Annotated in this window: 16 protein-coding genes and 1 pseudogene; 3 read left to right on the forward strand and 14 right to left on the reverse strand. The window is 66.0% G+C overall.

Annotation, left to right across the window (positions count from 1 at the left end; all coding sequences use genetic code 11):
• Positions 1 to 520: 520 nt before the first annotated feature.
• Genes AB0J47_RS05960 through AB0J47_RS05970 form a run of 3 tightly spaced genes read right to left on the reverse strand, consistent with a single transcriptional unit; the run spans position 521 to position 1968 of the window.
• On the reverse strand, positions 521 to 946 hold the full coding sequence (locus AB0J47_RS05960) for a hypothetical protein (protein ID WP_364341029.1): 426 nt from the start codon (positions 944 to 946) through the stop codon (positions 521 to 523).
• 30 nt (positions 947 to 976) lie between these two features.
• Complete coding sequence (locus tag AB0J47_RS05965; protein ID WP_364341031.1) at positions 977 to 1246, reverse strand: hypothetical protein; 270 nt, start codon at positions 1244 to 1246, stop codon at positions 977 to 979.
• On the reverse strand, positions 1243 to 1968 hold the full coding sequence (locus AB0J47_RS05970; RefSeq protein ID WP_364341033.1) for a sigma-70 family RNA polymerase sigma factor: 726 nt from the start codon (positions 1966 to 1968) through the stop codon (positions 1243 to 1245). Before AB0J47_RS05970 ends, AB0J47_RS05965 begins: the two co-directional genes overlap by 4 nt.
• A 284-nt stretch (positions 1969 to 2252) precedes the next feature.
• Here AB0J47_RS05970 and AB0J47_RS05975 point away from each other — a divergent pair, with 284 nt between their 5' ends.
• Positions 2253 to 5012, forward strand: a complete 2760-nt coding sequence (locus AB0J47_RS05975; protein ID WP_364341360.1) for an AAA family ATPase — start codon at positions 2253 to 2255, stop codon at positions 5010 to 5012.
• Positions 5013 to 5029: 17 nt separating this feature from the next.
• Here AB0J47_RS05975 and AB0J47_RS05980 read toward each other — a convergent pair whose 3' ends face one another.
• Positions 5030 to 5773 (reverse strand): SDR family NAD(P)-dependent oxidoreductase, encoded by a 744-nt coding sequence (locus tag AB0J47_RS05980; RefSeq protein WP_364341035.1) that lies wholly within the window; start codon positions 5771 to 5773, stop codon positions 5030 to 5032.
• Positions 5774 to 5924: 151 nt separating this feature from the next.
• On the reverse strand, positions 5925 to 8663 hold the full coding sequence (locus AB0J47_RS05985; protein ID WP_364341037.1) for an AAA family ATPase: 2739 nt from the start codon (positions 8661 to 8663) through the stop codon (positions 5925 to 5927).
• A gap of 194 nt (positions 8664 to 8857) precedes the next feature.
• Between AB0J47_RS05985 and AB0J47_RS05990 the strand changes: the two genes are divergently transcribed.
• Positions 8858 to 10108: a low temperature requirement protein A gene (locus tag AB0J47_RS05990; RefSeq protein ID WP_364341039.1), complete on the forward strand. Its 1251-nt coding sequence runs from the start codon at positions 8858 to 8860 to the stop codon at positions 10106 to 10108.
• A 419-nt stretch (positions 10109 to 10527) separates the two neighbouring features.
• On the opposite strand, the pseudogene AB0J47_RS05995 reads toward AB0J47_RS05990, so the two are convergent.
• From AB0J47_RS05995 to AB0J47_RS06020, 6 genes and pseudogenes are all read right to left on the reverse strand, one after another.
• A pseudogene (locus AB0J47_RS05995) lies at positions 10528 to 10878 on the reverse strand (sigma factor); the annotation flags it as partial.
• A 79-nt stretch (positions 10879 to 10957) separates the two neighbouring features.
• Positions 10958 to 11689, reverse strand: a complete 732-nt coding sequence (locus AB0J47_RS06000) for an NAD(P)H-binding protein (RefSeq protein ID WP_364341041.1) — start codon at positions 11687 to 11689, stop codon at positions 10958 to 10960.
• Positions 11690 to 11759: 70 nt separating this feature from the next.
• Positions 11760 to 13505: an FAD-dependent oxidoreductase gene (locus tag AB0J47_RS06005; protein ID WP_364341043.1), complete on the reverse strand. Its 1746-nt coding sequence runs from the start codon at positions 13503 to 13505 to the stop codon at positions 11760 to 11762.
• Complete coding sequence (locus tag AB0J47_RS06010; RefSeq protein ID WP_364341045.1) at positions 13487 to 14230, reverse strand: SDR family oxidoreductase; 744 nt, start codon at positions 14228 to 14230, stop codon at positions 13487 to 13489. Before AB0J47_RS06010 ends, AB0J47_RS06005 begins: the two co-directional genes overlap by 19 nt.
• A gap of 100 nt (positions 14231 to 14330) precedes the next feature.
• Positions 14331 to 14705: a cupin domain-containing protein gene (locus AB0J47_RS06015; protein ID WP_364341362.1), complete on the reverse strand. Its 375-nt coding sequence runs from the start codon at positions 14703 to 14705 to the stop codon at positions 14331 to 14333.
• Positions 14706 to 14958: 253 nt separating this feature from the next.
• Positions 14959 to 16002, reverse strand: coding sequence for a ferritin-like protein (locus tag AB0J47_RS06020; RefSeq protein WP_364341047.1), 1044 nt, complete (start codon positions 16000 to 16002; stop codon positions 14959 to 14961).
• A 197-nt stretch (positions 16003 to 16199) separates the two neighbouring features.
• Here AB0J47_RS06020 and AB0J47_RS06025 point away from each other — a divergent pair, with 197 nt between their 5' ends.
• Positions 16200 to 17057, forward strand: a complete 858-nt coding sequence (locus tag AB0J47_RS06025) for a hypothetical protein (protein ID WP_364341049.1) — start codon at positions 16200 to 16202, stop codon at positions 17055 to 17057.
• A 929-nt stretch (positions 17058 to 17986) separates the two neighbouring features.
• Here the strand turns inward: AB0J47_RS06025 and AB0J47_RS06030 are convergent.
• The 3 genes from AB0J47_RS06030 to AB0J47_RS06040 all read right to left on the reverse strand — a co-directional run bounded on the left by AB0J47_RS06030 (position 17987) and on the right by AB0J47_RS06040 (position 20704).
• Entirely contained in the window at positions 17987 to 19006 is a 1020-nt protein-coding gene (locus tag AB0J47_RS06030) for a DUF6492 family protein (protein WP_364341051.1), read from the reverse strand.
• Between the two features lie 511 nt (positions 19007 to 19517).
• Entirely contained in the window at positions 19518 to 19814 is a 297-nt protein-coding gene (locus tag AB0J47_RS06035; RefSeq protein ID WP_364341053.1) for a hypothetical protein, read from the reverse strand.
• 266 nt (positions 19815 to 20080) lie between these two features.
• On the reverse strand, positions 20081 to 20704 hold the full coding sequence (locus AB0J47_RS06040) for an antibiotic biosynthesis monooxygenase (protein ID WP_364341055.1): 624 nt from the start codon (positions 20702 to 20704) through the stop codon (positions 20081 to 20083).
• Positions 20705 to 20726: the final 22 nt, after the last annotated feature.

A 20726-nucleotide genomic window follows, 5' to 3' on the forward strand; every position in this document is an offset into this window, starting at 1 on the left:
CGCGGGTGGGGATGCCGCGTTGGCGGAGTTTGGTCAGCACCGTAGTGGGGTCGACTCCCCGGTATTGACCAACGCGAGCGAGAGACCAGCCCAGACCGTACAAGTGGACGGCATCGTCGGTCTGCTCGGCAGAATCCCCGGCGACGCATCGGCACATTGTTACGGTGCAGGATCTCACTGACCGTTCGCCGTTCAATTCCGAACCGGGCACCCAACTGATAAACCGTCTCCCCGTCCCGATATCCAGCTATTAGTTCCTGGACCTGATCGGTGCCGAGTTGGCGGGCCCGGCGGGGTTTGGGCCGATCGGCGGGCGATGGTGCGGGCACGGTGGGGTCGAGAAGCTTCCGGCGCAGCCGCTCCAACGCATCTACCTGCTTTTTCGTGTTCGAGTAAGCTCCCCCAAGGTCCACAAATTGACAAGAAAAAGCATTTTGATCAGGGGTTTGCCACCTTTCGGGCATAAGGCCACCCCTGGCCGGATACCGTGTATCACCTGGTCACTACCTGTTTTCGTGTTCTAGTAAGCGCCCCAAGGTGTGTGGTCGTCGGTGTTGATTACGTCTGTAGGCGCACTGTCAATACCGCGACCGCGAGCCGTGCTCGCCATGAGTGGGGTCTCACCTGGTCCTCGCGGATTGATGTCAAGACCGAGCCCGCCCGTGGGTGTCGCGGGTGCGGACGCCACGGTCACAGGACCGTTGATATGGCTGATCAACCCGCGCAGGGCGGCGGCGTCGGAGGCCGGGCCGTCCAGCGGATTGGCCGCCGCCACAACGGGATACCGATCCCTGCGGAGCTTGTCGATGACGTCGTTCCAGCTCGATCCGTCGGCGAACGCGCCGTGCACCAGCACGATCGTCGGTTTGGGCGCGTCCTCGGCCGGCCCGGCGTGGGAAGTGCTGCCGGTACATGCGACGGTGAGGCCACCGACGGCTAGCGCCACGGTGAGCGTGCCGGCGGCGCGTTGGGATGCCTACCTACCGGACAACGACAAATACCCCACGGCGTCAGCGGGTTTGACGATGCGCACCCGCACATCGCCGACCTCGGCGGGCACGGTCACCCATTGCACTTGAACCGGCGGCATCTCGATCGGCGCGGCCTGGATGTCGTCGAGTACTTTGCGGGCACCGTCGGGGCCGAGTTCATATAGGAACGGGGGATGCGCGGCAGTGGCGGCGAACTGCTGCGCCGACGCTTCGAGGCTGGGCTTCATCTGAATGCCTTTCTGTGTTGTCGTCATACCAAGGTCCGCGCAGCTCTCGAATTTCGTGACGGGACAACAGGAATGGCTTGCGCGGCCGCGCGGATATCGTCGACGAGCAGTCGTTCCAGGTGCGCTACAGCGCCACCCTGAGCGGCGGCGAGGAAAGCCCTCAGCAACTGACCGCAGGCTGCTCGATCGACGGGCTGATGACGTACCCCGGCGAGGTGTGTGCGGGCGCGCCGTCCGAGTTGCCGTGCGTTGGCCTCGCTGATGTCGAGCCGCTCGGCGATGTCACGGAACGAATAGTCGAATGCTTCACGCAGCACGAAGACGGCACGTTCGGTGGGCGACAATCGGCGCAGCAGGACCAGGACGGCATCCTCGAGGTCCGCTGACAGCTCGGCCACCGATGCCGGGTCCTCAGAAGTGACCACCTGTCCGGGTAGCCAGCGGTCGACAGGAATCTCCCGGCGAGCGCGGGCCGAACCGGCGGTATTGAGCGTGACTCGCGTGGTGATGGTTACCAGGAACGCGATCCGGTCACGCACCAGGGTCTGATCGGTGCCCTGCCACCGGAGCCAGACATCCTGGACGACGTCCTCGGCGTCGGTCGCACGACCCAGCATCCGGTATGCGATTCCGAACAGGCGCGGACGCAGGCCCTGGAAATCCGATACGTATCGGGCTGCCTCCGGCGAAGGTGGACCGGTCCGCGAGTCCGGCTCGGACATGACATCGGCGGTGCTCGGCATGCACATGGGGTCGTCCTTTCGTGGCTGCCTCGACCGCCACCTGACTCGGCGATCGAATGAACGGCGCAGGTAAGCCGCTCATTCACCGTCTCTCGGCGCGATGCCCGGTCGCGCCCTTGGCAATCCCGGGCGAATCCCCGGGGGACACTGGCCAGGGACACGTGTCTCTCGCATCCCTGCCCTGTGGCAGAGGCCACCGGGGACGGATCTCGAGCCCACGGCCACGAGGTGACATCATGAATGCGCCCGCGCCGACAGTGGTCGGGCTTCTCGAGTTCGGCGGTGGTGTGATGTCGCGCAGCGACGCTCTGCGTAGGCTGCAGGGCCGGCGTGCCGAGTGTGAGCCGCTGGACCGGTTGTTGAGCGACGCCGGTTCCGGCCGGAGTCGGACCCTGGTGTTGCGCGGCGAGGCCGGAATCGGCAAGTCCGCGTTGCTGGAGTACCTGGCCGGCAATGCGGAAGAATGCCGGATCGCGCGGGCCTCAGGTGTCGAATCTCAGATGGAGCTGGCGTTCGCCGGTTTGCACCAGCTGTGCGCGCCGATGATGGAGCATCTCGACCGGCTGCCGGCCCCGCAGCGGGAGGCCTTGGCCGTCGCGTTCGGTCTCAGTTCCGGGAGCGCGCCGGACCGGTTTCTGGTCGGGTTGGCGGTGCTCAGTCTGCTGGCGGAGGTGGCCGAGGAGCAGCCGCTGATCTGCGTGGTCGATGACGCTCAATGGCTCGATCAGGTGTCCGCGCAGACACTGGCCTTCGTCGCGCGCCGACTGTTCGCCGAGCGGGTGGCGCTGGTGTTCGCGGTGCGGACTCCGACCCCCGATGCGGGCAGTGATCCGCTGGCGGGTTTGCCCGAGCTGACGATCCGCGGTCTGCGCGACGGTGACGCACGCGCACTGCTGGAATCGGCGATCCCCGGGCGGCTCGACGAGCGGGTTGCGGACCGGATCGTCGCCGAGGCTCGCGGTAACCCGTTGGCGCTGTTGGAATTACCACGCGGCTTGACTCCCGCGGAGCTGGCCGGTGGGTTCGGTCGCCCGGACGCACAACCGGTGCCGAGCCGGATCGAGCAGAGTTTCCTGCGCCGGATCGAATCGCTTCCCGTGGCGGCGCAACGACTGCTGCTGGTGGCGGCGGCCGAACCGGTGGGTGACGTGTCGTTATTGCGGCGCGTGGCCGAGCGCCTCGACATCGGACCGGACGCCGTGGCGGCGGCCGAGGCCGCAGGACTCATCGAATTCGGTGCGCGGGTGCGCTTCCGCCATCCACTGGTCCGCTCGGCCGCCTACCGCGCGGCGGACCCCCACGATCGCCGAAATGTCCATCGCGCCTTGGCCGACGCGACCGATCCGGTGTCCGACCCGGACCGCCGGGCCTGGCATCGCGCCAGCGCGGTGGTCGAACCGGACGAGGCGGTCGCCAGTGAACTGGAACGGTCAGCCGAGCGCGCACAGGCCCGCGGCGGCGTCGCGGCCGCCGCCGCATTCCTGCGCCGAGCGACCGGGCTGACGCCCGACCTGAGCCGACGCGGAGTGCGAGCGATGGCGGCCGCGCAGGCCGCATTCGACGCCGGCGTCCCCGACGCCGCGCTCGAACTGCTTGCCGCGGCGGAGATGGGACCGCTGAACGAACTCCAGCGCGGACGCCTGGCACGGTTGCGCGGCCGGATAGTGTTCGCACGCAAGCGCGGAGGCGATGCGCTGCCGCTACTGCTCGACGCAGCAGTCCAACTGGAATCCAGCGATCCCGACCAGGCGCGCGAAGCCTACCTCGAAGCGATGGGATCCGCGGTTTTCGGCGGCCTCCGCAACGGCCCCGACCGCGTTCGCACCGTGGCCGAGGCGGCCCGCGCCGCACCACCGGGACCACACCCACCACGGCTGGTCGACACGCTACTCGACGGCTTGGCGGCGCGGTACGCCGAAGGCTATGTCGAGAGTGCCGCCGCGCTGAAGCATGCGCTGCGGGCATTCCGCAAGGATGCCGGTGGCAATGCCCATGACATCATGCGCTGGCTCTGGCTGACCTGGCCGGCCTCTGCCGACCTATGGGAGGACGAGACCTGGCACGAACTGAGCAGCTATGCACTCCGGACGGCACGGGAAACCGGGGCGCTCAATTTCCTCCCGCTGGCGCTCACCTACCGCGCGGCCGTGCATGTACACGCCGGAGAGTTCGACACGGCCGCGACGTTGATCGAGGAGTCCGACGAGATCACCAGGGCGGCCGGCAACTCGCCCCTCGGATTCTCCACGCTGCTACTCGTCGCCTGGCGCGGCGAGGATGCCCAGGCCGCGACGATGATCGAGGCGAAGTGTCGCTGGGCGTCCACCTGGGGCGAGGGGCGAGCGATCGGTATGGGGCACGGTTTGCTCGCGGTGCTGCACAACGGTTTCGGTCAATACGAGGCTGCCCTGGCCAGCGCTGAAGAGGCTTGCGAATACGATGAATTGGGGGGATTCGGTTTCGCGGTCGTCGAGTTGGTGGAGGCGGCGGTCCGCCTCGGCGCGCGCGAGACTGCTGAGGCCGCGGTGCGAAGACTCGAGGAACGAGTGGACGCCAGCGGCACCGATTGGGCGCTCGGCGTGCTTGCTCGATCGAGAGCGCTGGTCAGCGCCGGCGACACCGCCGATCAGCTGTACCGCGAGGCGATCGAACGCCTCGAACGCAGCCGGATCGCGGTCCACCTCGCGCGCACCCATCTGGTGTACGGCGAGTGGCTGCGCCGGGAGAACCGGCGCGTGGAAGCACGGGAGCACCTGCGGACCGCCTATGGCATGCTGAATCGGTTCGGCGCCAACGCTTTCGCGGAACGCGCCCGCCGCGAACTGCTGGCCACCGGCGAGTCGGTACGTCAGCCCGCCATCGAGGCCCGTGCGGCTCTCACCGCGCAGGAAGCGCAGATCGCACGGCTGGTCGGCGCAGGGCTCACGAACTCCGAAATCGGTGCCGAGCTGTTCATCAGTCCCCGCACGGTGGAGTGGCATCTGCGCAAGGTCTTCACCAAGCTCGATCTCACCTCACGCAAAGAGCTCCGCGGCGCGCTCGACAGCTGATCCATCGTGCGGTCCGGCTACCAGATCTGCCCGCCCGCCCGGACCAGCACCTCGTTGATGGCCACCCGCCGCTCCCGTGTGACGATGTAGGCGATGGTGTCCGCGATGTCCTCGGTTCGCAGTGCATCGATGCCGCTCACCTGCACGCGGACCCCATCGCCGCCAGTTTGATCCACAATGCCGGGCGCGACCACACTGACCCGCACGCATTCGGGCAGCAGCTCCTGGCGTAGCGATTCGGTGAACCCGTTGAGGCCGAACTTTGTCAGGTTGTAGACGCTGCCGGCCGGGCGGGCCACCCGACCCGCCGGTGAGCCCACATTCACCAGATCCGCTACCCGCCGTGCCGATGTCGCGGCCGCGTCGATCAAGTAGGGGACGGCGGCGTGCGTAACATGCAGCAGCGCGGACACGTTGAGCGAGATCATCCGGTCCCACTCCTCGATCGGGGTATGCAACGCGGTATCGAACACCATGATGCTGGCGCTGTTGACCAGCACGTCCAGGCGGCCGAGCCGATCGTGCGCCTGCTCCACCGCCTGATAGGCGAGCTCCGGTTCGGTGATGTCGGCGGCCACCGCGATGGCGCAACCGCCCAGGCTCGTGAGTGCGTCGACGACCCGGTCCAGCCGGTCACCGCGGCGCGCGACCAGCGCGACGGCCGCCCCTTCACGGACGAGACGACGCGCGGTCGCCTCGCCGATGCCGCTGCTCGCGCCGGTCACGAGCGCGACCGCTCCGTCCAATTGCCGATCTGACATGACTGCCTCATTTCCCCGGGTCGGGATGTATTCGGCGGGTGGCGCCGACCCGATCAGACTCGCGCGTCCAGGCCCCCGGTCGCCCCGGGGAGACCCCCTGGTTCTGCGGACCAGGGATTGACGCACAGCCGAAAGTGGGCGGTACGGGACCTTATTCGGCGAACGGCACCGCGCCCCGAAGCTGACGGCGAGAGGTGATCGACAACTTCGTGAAGACCTTGCGCAGATGCCACTCGACCGTTCGCGGGCTCAGGAACAACCGCGCACCCACCTCCGGATTGGAGAGTCCCTCGGCGACGAGGACCGCGATCTGCCGCTCCTGCGGTGTCAGCTCATCGCTGGTGGCTTCGACGGTGCGCTTGCGGACCTTCTCACCACTGGCGAGGAGTTCGCGGCGGGCGCGTTCGGCGAATGCCGCCATACCGATCGAGACGAACATGTCGTAGGCGGTGCGCAGTTGCTCCCGCGCGTCGACGCGCCGGGAGTGCCGCCGCAGCCATTCGCCGTACAGCAGATGGGCGCGCGCCAGATCGGGGCGCAACAGTGTCCGGCCCAACCGCTCGACCGCCTCGCGATAGCGCTCGTCCGCGGTGTCCCCGTCGTCCAGTAGGGCTTGGCAGCGCGCCAAAACCCCTTGCGCCCAATCGGTATCGCACGCCTGCGCCGCCTCGGCGAGTCGAGCGAGTGCGTCGTGAGCGACCTGGTCTTCTCCCGTGCGCACGGCCGCCTCGATGAGCTCGGGCAGCACCCATACCGAGACGACCAGCTGAGCGATGTGAGTGCTGGCATGCGCCGCGGTGAGCGCCTCGTCATAGCGGGCGAGTCCGTTGTAGAGGACGGCCGCAGCCCAGTTGGCTGTGGTCACCCCTGTCAATTGGCCACTCGCTCCGGCCTCTTCGATGGTGGCGGCGATCAACGCCGACGCTTCGGCCTCTTTGCCCTGCATCGCGGTCAAAATGATCGTGGTGTACGGGGCGAGGGGGATGCCGGTGGCGGCGGCGATGCCTTCGGACTCGGTGACGATTCCGGCCGCGGCGGCGAAGTCCCCGACCAGCGAGGTCGCCGCGCCCAGCGAGGCGAGGTAGATCGGGAGCTCGGTCAGGATGCCCGCGGCGCGCACCACTTCCGCCGCGCGACTGTAGGTTTCGAGCATGACCTGTTCGTCCCAGACCGCCGGGCTCAGCCCGCAGGCCGCCCAGCCCCACTTCAGTACGTCCGGTACAGGCAGGTCGACGAGTGCGGTCATCGCGGTACGCAAAGCGGTGATCGCGGTGCCGCGACCTTCGGTGACGAGTAGCGCACAGCCGTCGAGCACCAGATCGATGGGGCGCAGATTACCCTGCGGCGCAGGCAGTTTCTTGATCGCCTCGGAGATCGCGGCGAGGCTTTCGGCATCAGCCGCGCCCCAGGCCGCCGCGCCCCAGGCCAGCAGATAGGTCTCACGCGCCAGATCCGAATCGAAGGGTTCGAGCCGCCGCGCCGCCGCCAGCAGCATCGGTGGAGCTTCGCTGTTGAACCCGGCCGCGTGCGCGATCCGGCCACGCACCAGAAGAGCTCGCGCGCGCAGCAATTCATCCGGTGCGTCGAGTTCCGCGATGTCGACGAGACCACGGGCGGCATCGAGGTCGCCCGCGCGCACGCTGGCATCCGCGGCGGCCACCGCCCGTTCGGCGCGCCGCGCGGGATCGATGGTCAGGGCCACGGACCGCTGCAGGAATGCGGCCGCGGCGGCCAGTCCACCGCGCGCCTGGGCACGGCCGGCGGAACGCTCGAGCTCGGCGGCGACGAACTCATCCGGTTCAGCGGCGGCGGAGGCCAGATGCCAGGCCCGACGGTCAGGGTCGAGTTGCGGATCGGACACCTCCGCCAAGGCCAGGTGCACCGCACGGCGATCCTCGTCCTGGGCGGCTCGGTACACGGCCGAACGTACGAGCGGGTGACGGAAGGTCACTCGGATATCGAACGACAGCAGCTCCTCGGTCTCCTCGCCGATGGCCGCCGCCGGTGTGATGCCGAGACGCTCGGCGGCCCGCCACACCAGGGCGGGATCACCGACCGGCTCGGCGGCAGCGATCAGCAGGAGCAGTCGGCTCTGCTCGGGTAGCCTTTCGATCCTGGCCAGAAAGCTCTGTTCGATCCGGTTGGGCAGTGTATCGGTGTGCAGCAGGCCGAACCCACCCGCGAGCTGGGTGACGGTCCGCTCGCGGGGCAATTCCAGCAGCGCGAGCGGGTTTCCCCTGGCCTCGGCCACGATTCGATCGCGGATATGGCGGTCGAGCCGGGTGTGGGTCGCCGAATCCAGCAGGGCCTGCGCATCGGCCTCGCCGAGCCCGGCGACCTCCAACTCGGGAAGACCGAGCAGATCCTGACCCCGCCGGCGGGAGGCGAAGACCAGCGCGACCGACTCTGCGAGCAGCCGGCGGGCTACGAAGCCCAGCACCTGCGCGGAGGCCCGGTCCATCCATTGCGCGTCGTCGACGACACACAGCACCGGTGCGTTCGTCGAGGCGTCGGAGAGCAGACTCAGTACCGCCAGCCCGACCAGGAACCCGTCCGGCGGTGTGCCCGTCAGCATTCCGAACACGGTCTCGAGTGCGTCGCGCTGCGGTGCGGGCAGCGCATTGAGCCGATCGAGCAGCGGCACACACAGTTGGTGCAGGGTGGCAAACGCCAACTCCATCTCGGACTCGACGCCGACCGCGCGCAGTACCCGCAGGTCCGTCGCCGCATCCTCCAAATACGCCAGCAGCGCGGACTTTCCGACGCCGGGCGCGCCGTGCACGACGAGCACCCGGCTCTCACCCGTGCGGACCGCCGCGATCATCTGATCGAGGACCGCGCTCTCGGCTCCCCGGCCTACCAGTTCGAGCTGCCCCCGAAACGCCATCATCGCCTGCCTCCGCTGCGGTAGATCCGTGCCGGTTGGTCCAGCAACCGTGCAGACATCATCCTGGCTTGAACCATTTTAATTCGGAAGTCCTGCTCCGATTTCGCGGCGGCAGACGTGACGCCGCCGCGTCACAAATGACACCCGTTGCCTTGTCCTACTTGCAAACCCTCGGACCATGTCAGGAGCGGCCATCCATGACCACGACGCCGACCTCATTCCCCACCGGCGCGAGACCCGGTGTGCTCCTGCATGCCCGGATGCGCGGCAGGTCCGTCGACGAACCCCATCGCGCGTCGACGCAGCTCGAGTTGCTGTTCGACCTGACATTCGTGGTCGCGGTCGCCGCCATCGTCGCGCAGCTCGCGCACACCGTCAGCGCCGGTCATCCACTGCCGAGTGTGCTGCCGTTCCTTCAGGTCTTCTTCGCCATCTGGTGGGCGTGGATGAATTTCACCTGGTTCGCCTCGTCCTACGACACCGACGATGTCCCCTATCGCCTGCTGACCTTGGCACAGATGGCCGGTGTGCTGGTGCTGGCCGCGGGCGTGCCCGCCGCGTTCGGGCACGAGGACTACCTGGCGATCTCGCTCGGCTACCTGGTGATGCGCGGTGCCTTGGCGGCGCAATGGCTCCGAGCGGCACGGGAGGACCCGACGGGGCGACGGACCGCGCTGCGATACGCGGCCGGCATCGCGGTACTCCAAGTGCTGTGGCTGCTGCGCTTGCTACTGGCAGAACTCGGCGTATTCCACGGATTCACAACGCATCTGGCGTTCCTCGCGCTCGCGGCCGCGGAGCTCGCGGTACCGATATGGGCCGAGCGCGCGCACGGCACCGCATGGCATCCGCACCATATCGCCGAGCGCTATGCCCTTTTCACGATCATCCTGCTCGGCGAGAGCGTGCTCGCGGTATCCACCGGTATCGCCGACGCCCTGGACAGCGGGTTCCGCCCATCGCTCGTGGTGACCGCGCTTTCGGGGCTGATCCTCTTGTTCGCGGTGTGGTGGCTGTACGAACTCGAACCGAGCGGGGAGGGATTGACCGAACGGCGAACGTGGTCATTCCTGTGGGGTTACACCCATTACGCGGTCTTCGCGGCCTTGGCCGCGCTCGGCGCCGGGCTGGAAGTCGCTGTGCGCAGCGGCGATACCGGATCGAGCTCACTCGTCACCGGTTACGCGGTGGCGCTGCCGACCGCGCTGTTCCTGGTGCTGTTGTGGGTGGCGCATGCGGGAATCACTGCGCGCACTCCGATTCGCGCACGAGTGCTGTTCGGTGCGGCGGCGGTGGTGCTCATCGCACCGGTAGCCACGGCCGGAATTCCGGTGGTGACGGTTGCGGTGGTCGCATTCGTCGCCGCGGCAGTCGTGGCGATCACCATCACTCCGCCGCGGGCCGGTTCGCGGCTGCCGCGGCGATTCGGGCGATCTTCTCGGGGTTGAAAACCCAGTAGATACCGTCGATACGCTCGTTGCCGGACGCGCTGATCGTGAGCCAAGCAACCGGAATGCCATCCCGGGAGATCAGCGCCGAGGGGCGACCGTTGGCTTGGATCGGCTCGACAGCGGTTCCGGCCCAGAAACGCGAGGCGAACGCCGCCACGTACTTCGCCACCCGGGGTACGCCCCAGCACCGGGATCGGCGAGACGTTGCGCACCTTGCCGCCGCCATCGGCGTAACTGGCGACATCGGTGGCGAAAAACGCCTCCAGATCGTCGAAGTCACCGGCCCGTGCGGCGGCAAGAAATGCTGCGAGCAAACGACGTCGATGTATTTCATCGACCGCCACCCGGCGCTCGGTCTCGATGCTCCGGCGCGCCCTGCTCAAGAGTTTGCGAGCGGTGGCTTCCTTGACATCGAGCACATCGGCGATTCGACCATAGGGGTAGTCGAAGGCTTCCGGCAGCACGAAAGCCGCCCGCTCGGTCGGCGTGAGCCGCTCCAGTACCATGAGCATCGCGGTCTCCAATGCCTCGGCGTTTTCGGCGCCGAGCAGCGGATCGGTGCTGGTGTCCACCGGCTCGGGAAGCCATGGGCCGATATAGGTTTCGCGACGCGCACGCGCGGTCTGCGTGGCGTTGATCGATAGCCGAGTGACCATGGTGACGAGGAAAGCGGTGGAATCGCGGACCGAATCGCGCTGCTCGTACGACTGCCACTTCACCCACACGTCCTGGACGATGTCCTCGGCGTCGGCGACGCTGCCCAGCATGCGGTAGGCGATGCCGAACAGCCGTGGCCTGATCGTGGAGAAGTCTTCCACCGCTTTGCCCGTTGTGTTGTCCAAGGACTCAGCGGAGCCAGTCGAGGTAATGGGTAGGCGCGATCCGCGCGTCACCCTTGGTGGTGAGCACGTCCCCCGGAGCGGCGGCGAACATTCCGGCAGTCTCGTCGATCGTCACGGTGCGCTGATCTCCCTTCGCGGACAGGGTGATTCGACCGAGCTCGGTAAGCGGATAGGTGTCGGGTCCACCGACATTCAGCACACCGTTGATCGGTGCGCCGACCGCCACCTCCGCCACGGTCGCGGCGACATCCGCCGCGGCGATCGGCTGAATCGGAGTACTCGGCAGGCGGACGGTCTCGTCATCGGCGGTCCAGGTCAGCACGGAGTCGATGAACTCCATGAATTGCGTTGCCCGGACGATCGAATACGGGACCGGTCCGTTCGCGAGGATGAGCTCCTGCAACGCCTTCGCCCGGTAGTAGTCCAGATCCGGGACCTGATCCACGCCCACGATCGAGAGGATGACGAAGTGCCGGACACCGGCCTTGTCCGCGGCCGCCACCAGGTTGTCCATCGACGTGCGGAAGAAGTCCGCGGACGCCGCATCGAAGGTCGGCGAATTCGTCAGGTTGATCGCCACATCATTGTCCGCCATCGCCTTGTCCACCCCCTCCCCGGTGATCACATCGACGCCCGTGGATATCGAGTGCGGCACCGCCTCGTGGCCCTGCGTGTTCAGCAGGTCCACGACCTTGGATCCGATCAATCCCGTACCACCGAAAACCGCGACCTTCATAGCTCCGGACCTTTCCCTGAATTCATTATTGATTGGTTGAAAATTTCGGCAATTCGATTGCGCGCCGGGATCATTCGACCAGCTTCCCGATAGTCGACACATCACGCATCAGGCGGGCTATTTCGGCTGGAACGTCGGGAATCATTTCCCGTTCGATGCGCCCGGACCCCGACCACACGAGGTTCACGCGCAACTCGGGATCGAGTTCCGGGTAGTCCGAACGATTGTGGCAGCCTCGCGTTTCGCGCCGTTCCAGGGCCGCGTCCAAGGTGGCGCGGGCGGCGAGCGCCGAGGATTTCAGATCGAAGGCATGCGCCAGATCCTGGAAGCCGGCGGGATCGGGGTGCACCCCGATATCCGTCATTCGTTCCTCGAGCCCGTCGAGTTCGGCTAAACCCTTTCGCAGCCTGGCGTCGTCGCGGACCACACCGGCATGCTCGGTCATCGTGTCGCGGAGCGTGCGCTGTAGGGCCCGCACGTTCTCCCGGCCGTCCGCCGCCAGCAGTTCGTCGACCTCACGACGGGCGTCGGCGAGCGCGCCCTCCGATCGCCGCTGCGCGGACAACGCGGTCGAGTACTCCGCCGCGGCCGCTCCGACGATCCGGCCGTAAACGAACAGTTCGATCAGCGAATTGCCGCCGAGCCGGTTGGCACCGTGCAAACCGCTGGACGCCTCGCCTACCGCGTACAGACCCTCGACACCCGTGCCGTGGTCCTGCGCCCGCACCCAGACGCCACCCATCGAATAGTGTGCGGTGGGCGCGATTTCGATCGGATCCCGGGTGATATCGAGCATCTGCAACTCGAGCATCGTCTGATAGACGCGCGGCAGCCGACGCATGATCGTCTCCCGGGGCAGGTGCGAAACATCAAGCCACACACCTCCGTTCGCTGTGCCTCGACCCTCTTTGATCTCGGTGTAGGCGGCCAGTGCGACGCGGTCGCGGGTCGATAGCTCCATCCGCTCGGGGTCGTATCGCTTCATGAAACGCTCGCCCACGGCGTTGCGGAGCACACCGCCCTCGCCGCGCGCGGCCTCCGAAACCAGTGTGCCGGCCGCATTCTCGGGCTCGATCAGCCCGGACGGGTGGAATTGCACCAGCTCCGGATCCCGGATTCGCCCGCCCGCCAGCACCGCGAGCCGAAAGGAGTCGCCGGTGTTCTCATCGCGACGCGAGGACGTGCGCCGCCAGATCCGGGTATGCCCGCCCGCGGCGAGGATCACCGCGTCGGCCCGGAACGTGTAGCGTGCGCCATTGTCGAGATCGAAACCGTACGCGCCGAAAACAACATTGTCCCGCACCAGGATTCGAGTCACATAACAGGTGTCGATGATTCGGATGCCGAGCTGCGCAGCACGGTTCACCAGCGTTCGCTGGATCTCCAGGCCGGTGTAGTCGCCCGCGAACGCGGTGCGCCGGAAGGTATGGGCTCCGAAGAACCGCTGCGAGATACGCCCGTCGGCCTCGCGGGCGAAGGGCATCCCCCACCGCTCCAGATCCTCGATTCCGCGCGCGGCATTCTCGGTGACGATGCGCACCGTATCGGGGCGGGCCAGTAAATAGCTCTCGGTGATCGTGTCCGCCGCATGCTGTTGCCAGCTGTCCTCGGGGTCCATCGTCGAGAGCGCGGCATTGATTCCGCCGGCGGCGAGTGTGGTGTGGGCATCGGCCTTCGGGCGTTTGCCGACCATCAGTACATCGATGCCGCGCTCGGCGAGTTCGATCGCCGCCCGCAGGCCGCCACCCCCGGTACCGATCACCAGTGCCGAGGTCGCGATCTGACGTTCGTCCGGGATCACTGGCGCGCCAGCCACTCCGACAGGTGGGTCTGCGCGATCTGCGCGTCCCGGCCGGGCAACAGGCTGTCGAGCTTCAGCACCGCACCGAAATACCGCGACTGCGGATCGGTGACGACCTCACGCGGATCGGAGCGAGCGATCAGGACCGTGCGGATCCACTGGTCCAGTCCGAATACCTCCGGGCCCGCGACTTCGACGGTCCCATTGCTCGGTGCGCCCGCCGCGGCGCGCCCCACAGCGGCCGCGACATCGTTCGCGGCCATCGGCTGCACGCTCGCGCCCGACAACCGCACCTCACTGCCGGTGGTCGCGGAATCGGCTATGCCACCGGCGAATTCGAAGAACTGCGTGGCATGCACCAGCGAGTACGGCAGACCGGATCCCTTGATCAGTTCCTCCTGCATCACCTTCGCCCGGAAGTACCCCGACTCCGGCAGCCGATCGGTACCGACGATCGAGAGGGCGACGTAGTGGCCGACCCCGGCTCCACCCGCGGCATCGAGCAGATTGGTGGTGGAGGTCCGGAAGAACTTCATGACATCGTCGTCGGCGAACGACGGCGAGTTGGAGACGTCGATGACCACGTCCGCGCCCTGCAGGACTTCTTTGACTCCTTCACCGGTGAGCGTATTCACTCCCGTATTGGGCGCGGCCGCAACCGCTTGGTGGCCGTGTTCGCCCAGCCGCGTGACAACCTTCGAGCCGATCAGCCCGGTGCCACCGATAACGACGATCTTCATGGTCATTCCTTTCGTTGACGCTGTGTGCGGGGCCGACGCGGTTCCCCTGTAGCAAGGACAGGACAGTCGGCGATTTTGTGACGGTGGCCGACCGGGCGCGCTATGCGCGGGGCGCTCGCCGATCGCGGCGCTGCTCGAGTTCGTCCTCGCTGACCGGAATCAGCATCGGCCGGCCCGGGGCGCAGAACATCGTCACCAGAAAGGCCGACTCGGCATCAGTGAGGTTATTGCCGTCGTGATAGTGGATGGTGTCGCCACCAGGCTCCCAGAATGTCTGCCCCGCCTTGATGATTCGCTGCGGCTCGCCCTCGAGCTCGAAGATGACCTCGCCTCTGAGGACATAGCCGTAGGCGGGGCCTGGATGCCGGTGCGGCGGGGACCCGGGGCTTCCCGGAGGGAGCGTGACGAGAATTGTCATGGCCTCGGCGCCGGCCGGGATCTGCGGCGCGCCGGAGACGTTCCCGATCACAGCGATTCGGGGGGCGAGTAGCTCGGCGTCCCGATTCTCGACCTGGTGGGCTGGTTCTGTACTCACGGTGATTTCCTTTCGAATCCGCTTGATCCGTCGTATGTGCGGCGGCGGGTGGGACCAGTCACGCTCTGCTTGACGCGTACTCCGGGGAGCCGTCTGAAACCCGGCGCTCCCGCTCTTATCTCGCGACTCGGCCGAACACATCGTTAGTTAGGACAAGACAGCAGGCCGGATTTGTGACAGACCGGTCGGTGCTCTACGCCCGCTGCTCGGGCGGTACGTACTCGAAGGTCGGTCCCGCGGTCATCGAGCCGACGCCGCTTGGCATCTTCATCAGCGCCTGGGCTTGCGACTTCAGCGCGTACATGGCCCCGACGGCATCTCGCATCTGGGCGGGACTGCCGTTGAAGGTGTCCTCCAGCAGGTACAGGAGCAGGCAGTAGGTGTTGTTGAATTCCTCTTGTGCGCGGCGGATTTCACTGCCTTGCGGGTAATCGGTCGTGCGTGGATTCGGGCGCATCGGAAGAATCCCGGCCTGATCGATCTGCACCGCCTCGCCGGTCGGCCCGGACTGTGGGGTGTCACCGCGCTGAAACCGGCGGCCCTGCGCGAGTTCGACGAAGCGGTAGTAGTGCGCGACTTCGTCGCGTTCGGGATGGAAGACGTCCTTGTCGCCATCCCACACTTCGGTCCGTGCCGCGCCCTCACCCTGCTCGATGATCTCCGCCAGCGCGGACAGCGCGGACTTCAGATCGTGCACGGGGATGACCTTGCCGCCGCCGCTGTTGAAGTGCATCTCGTTCAGCTGGCGTCCCGGGTCGCCGCAGAAGACCACGTCTTCGCCGAGGGTGTCACACAGGACTCGGATACCGGCGTCGATGGCCGCGTAGAACTGCCCGATCGTTTCGTACTCATCGGATTCGGGCTGCGCGTCGGCCGAAGCCGGCTTTTCGATGGCCAGAAACTGTTCCAGCGCAATGGATCCGAACGGCACGAGGTTGATCTGCAACGACCGATCGCCGTGTGGCAGCGGGTGCGGATAGGCCGGAAGCAGTTCCGGTGCATCGATTTTCGGCTCGCCGCCCACGGCGTTCAGCAGATTCGCGGCCAATGCCAGATGCAGCATCTCCTCCACGAATACGCTGCCGATCACCTGTGCCGCATCGGTATTGCGTCCCGGCTCCAAGGAGTACAGCGCGCATAGGTAGGGCGGTATGGTCGCGTGTTCCAATTCGATCGCCCACTGCAGATGTCGGCGCAGATCCTCCAATGTCTGTATGGCTCGGCCAGTGCTGTCCATATCGAACCTCTTCTCGGCAAGTCGTCAGGTGTGTCAGCAACTTGGACAAGACATGCGGGCGAACCGTGACACGATCCGCTCCGCTCGGATCCGATGTGAGCGGCAACCCCTGGCCCCGATGTCACAGATCGGCGGCGTCCTCGGTCCTTTGTAAGGACCCGGCCGCACAGTGAGCTCCGTAAGGAAGGGCATTTTCGATGTCGAAGATCCTGCTGCAAACCACGATCACCCAGCGCACCGACGACTGGGACATCAGTCGCTTCACACTGTTGGCTGACGAACTACGCGCCGCGGGCCACGATGTCATCACGCGCAACCGAGTCAGCCGCGGCGAGAACGACCCGATTCTGAGCCGCCTCGACACCATGGACTTCGACCAATTATGGTTGCTGGCCGTGGATATCGGCGACGGCCTCACCGTTGCCGAGTCGCAGGCGATTGTGCGTTTCCGCGAGCAGGGCGGTGGCGTGCTCACCGCACGCGACCATCAGGACCTGGGCAGCAGTCTCCTCGGACTCGGCTCATTGGGCGAGGTCAACCATTTCCACATGAAGAACCCCGAGGCGAGCGGAATTCGCGACGACCAGGACACACCGGCCATCTCCTGGCCCAACTACCACTCCGGCGCCAACGGCGACTATCAGCCCATCTTCGCTGACAACCCGGCGCACGCCCTCCTGCGCACGAGCGCCTCCACCAGCGGCCACATCGAATGGTTCCCGGCCCACCCACACGAGGGCGCGGTAACAGCATGCGTGCCCCACGCCACCGTTCTCGCCCAAGGCCGAAGCAAAGTGTCCGGCCGCCGATTCAACCTCGCAGTCGTATTGGATGGAGAACTCACTGCGGCGGGCCGACCGATCGGCCGTGCACTCGCCGAATCGACATTCCACCACTTCGCCGACTACAACTGGGATCTCGATTGCGGCGCACCATCATTCGTCAGCGAGCCGCCCGGCACCCAAATCAAAGCCGACGCCTCCCGGCTGACCATCTACAAGAACTACGTCCACAACATCGCGACTTGGCTGCACCCAGGCGAAGCACCACGCTGAGCCCGCCTATCGACGGCCACCCCTGATCAGGTCGAATTCGGCTTCAACGGCCAGCTGGCCAACGAGAAGGCGCTGGTGTCCGGTCTCTGCGCGTGCTGAGTCCCCGTCGTGCCGGATTTGGTGCCCCACTTCGGGAGTGCCATACGGAAGCTTCACCGATCGGAGATGCACTGGCCAGATTCGCGAAGAGCGCAGGAGCCGGAAGCCTTGATGAGCCAGGTAGAGAGCGGGAAAGTTTGGGAGCCCTGGAAAGAAAACCTGCACTCGCCGGCCCCGCCCAACAGGTCATCCGCAATGTCATCCCGAAGGATTCGACGAACAGATCTAGTGTCTAGCAATATGTTTCATGACAGAGAGGCCGGTAGCGCCATAGATTCTGCCGCGTGAGCGAGCAGAATCCGCCGGCGGGGGCTCCGGTGAGAACCAGCCGAACCGCCAGCAACCTACATCCGATCAGGACACGCCTAGACCTGACCGCGCCACTCGAAGCAAAATCGGCGACATCGGACCGGCATGGATCACGGCGATATCGGGCCTTATCGTTGCTCTCACCAGTGCTGGGGTGTTCGTTGGGCGGGCTACGGCCCCGGACGCGCCACAACCTGCCAGCCCTACCTCAATAGCCGTTGTAGCACCAGCGACAAGCGCCTCAAGGGCAACCACTGCGTCCGACGTGGCTGCTGGCACAATACTGGTCGAGAATTGCCCGATTGTTCTTGCTAAGAACTACTACTACTTGCCCATCGGCAGGTTGTCCGAGTGCCCGTTCCCGGCCAAGGACCAAGTGCTTGGCGTCCAATGGGGATCACGCGGTGGCCACCCAATTCCTGGTTACGACACACCCTGCGCTGCAAGGGCGTTTAGGTCGTACACCATCTTCCTGGACTCAACCGCCAGGCGAGAGCGGCCGTCACTGGGCGAACGACACTTCACCCACGACCTGGGGTTCGACGCAGGCGCTCGGCGTGACCCAGGGGTGGGGTTGCGGGGGTGATGTGGAGGGCGCCTTGGTTGAGGTCGAGCATCAGCGCCCCGGGTGTTGTCTGCAGCTGGCTGCGTAACTGGTCGGGTATGTAGTCCATTGTGGCGATTCGGTTGCGGTAGCTGAGAAAACTGTGGCATCCGATCGCCTTGACTCCCGCCCGGCGGAGGCTGGTGACAGCGTCGGTCAATGTCCACAAAGCGTTTTCGGCGGGCTGGATGATGTCGATGGCGTCGAGGTGCCGTGACCGGATCTGTTCCGGGAAGAACTTCGCCGCGAAGTGGCGGTAGAGCACATACTCCGAAGCACCGGTCCATTTGGCGTGTTCAATCGTCGTCAGGAATGCCTCCCAGAACGGTCGCCGGTGCTGGTCTTCGACTCGCCGCATCAGGTCCGCGAGGATTTGTCTGTCGAACACCATGTGATGCTGCATCCCGCTGTACGGGTCGACCGGCCGCCATTCGGCGAGCAGCCGGGTCGCCGCGGTGATCGCGGAGTGGCGGTCGGGGATCGCGTGCTGGCGGGTGTCGAGGCGCCATTGCAGCGGATAGCCGAGTGCCAGATAGGATCTGCCGTCGTTTTCGACGAACACGACATCCTCGACGAGCGCGTAGTCCGCGTCGAGCACCAGCAGGTGCTGGACCGTACTCGCCAGGATGCGGAAGCAACTCAGTTTGATCAGCTGCTGGAAATACCAGGACGAATTCTGGTGATCACCGCCGGCTGTGCGCAGGGTCGCCTCGATGGCGGCCGGTGTCGGTGAGACCGCTTCCTCATCGATCCACTGCACCATATGGTCGGTCCGTACCTGTGCATGCAGGCGCGCGGATCCGACGATATTCACCGATCGGATCGGATTGCGACAGTGTGCCCTCAGCCCGGTGATACAGGCGTCGAGGCTGGGCAGATCCTTGGCTGCTACCGGGATCATGACCTCGATTGCCGGTAGCCGCGCAGTTCCGGTCACGTTCACGCTCCCCGTAGGCTGATCGTCGCCGGCAACGATAGCCAGGCCTCATGGCTCGAAAAGCGTTGGGCCCCCTGAGTATTTCATCACCGACACCGTCGCGACCACGCTGCGCGAAGCGCTCTGGTTCGACCCACCCCTGAAAACGCCCTGTGCCCTCAACGATCGGCCCTCTCGATCGACCGGAAATCTGCAATACGGCGCAGTGCGGAAACGCGGGAAGTCTTGCTGGGCTGGTGCCCCGTCCAGATAGGTTGCCGCGCTATCAGATCCGGCTCGCTTGCCGAGCGCAGTCGAAACGCTGCACTACAGACCCCGCGGCATCGCCGTATGACCGTGCCCGACGGATCTCGATACCTGACAAGCTATCTGACGCGGCACAAGCAAACAGGGCGCAGCCGTTACTGGCGTGCGATCGGCACGGTCGAAAGCGCGGGTCGCGGCAGTAGAGTGTGTTGTCGGACGCGGTCGCAAGGATGGCCTGTTCATCCGGACTGCGGCCGGCATCACGCTACCGCGACCGCTCATACAATCGATCGAATTGGTTTCCCAGCACCGTGTAAGTCTCCAACCACCCACTGCTGGCCGCGATCTCACACAGCGGGCCGGTCGCGATGAACAGAAATCTCAGATCGGGCAACCGGCTCATATCACCTCGCCGAATCAGTTCGGAATGGTCGGTGAGATCGTCCACGAGCTCCGCCGCATCCGTGTACCGAGATTGCCAGCTCATATCCTGTGGCCCGGCCTGCACGATCGCCATCACCTGATCGAGGATGTCGAGTATCTCCGCCGCCTCCGACTTCATCCCGCCAGCTTGGCATGCCCGAAGCTGGTCGACGAGCGCGGCCGCTGGCGCGGCGAGCTGCGCTGGGGTCTCGCGGCGATCCCATGCCTGTAGTACGCGCCCGCCGAATGACCGATGAGCAGGTGCGCAGTGGTCGACGCCGGATGCTTGCCGAGTTCTTCGGCATTTCAGCACCGGACAGAATGCGCGCATGAAACGGTGGTGGATCAGGCGCGACGCCGACGGCTCCCGACCGGTCAACCGGTCGGGAGCCACAGCCGTGCGATTTACACCAATTCGGGTACGCGGAGGTGGGCGATGGCCAGCTCACACTCGCACATGTCCATGACCTGCATACCGGCTTGGCGGGTGATTCGCTCGCGCAGGGCGGTTGCGTCCTCGCGATTGCGTTCCATGGCGTCGGCGCTGTCGAAGGTGACGCAGGAGACGCCACGGCCGGACGCGCGCTCGACCAAGAGACTCGCGCTGGAGAACCCGTCGAGGGATTCCATGCCGTGTAGAGCTTGGGATTTGTATGTCTCGATCGCCGCGTCCTGACGATCCGGGTTCGTCTTGACCCAGACAACGCGGGCGCAGGCGCCCTGCTTTGCGCGGTGGTCACGATGTAGGGCGGCGATTTCCCACTGCTCGATCTGGGTGCCGCCGCCGCCGAATGCCGCGGCCGCACGATCTCGAATGGGGCGGACCCGGTCGGCGCTGGCGGTCATCGCATCTTCGGTTTCCCATGAGGTAGTTACGATGCACCGGCCGGACTGGCGATCGACCAGCAACGATAGTCCGACACAGCCGGGTATGTCTTCCACAGCCGGCATTACCTCGTCGCGTACATGCGCAATCCCGGCATCGATAGCGGAGGGTTGCGCCTGAATAGTCGTAGAACGTGCGTACACGAGCGACTCCCTCGGGTGTTCA

Source organism: Nocardia sp. NPDC049737 (genome assembly GCF_040674755.1).
In the GTDB taxonomy this organism is placed as follows: Bacteria; Actinomycetota; Actinomycetes; order Mycobacteriales; family Mycobacteriaceae; genus Nocardia.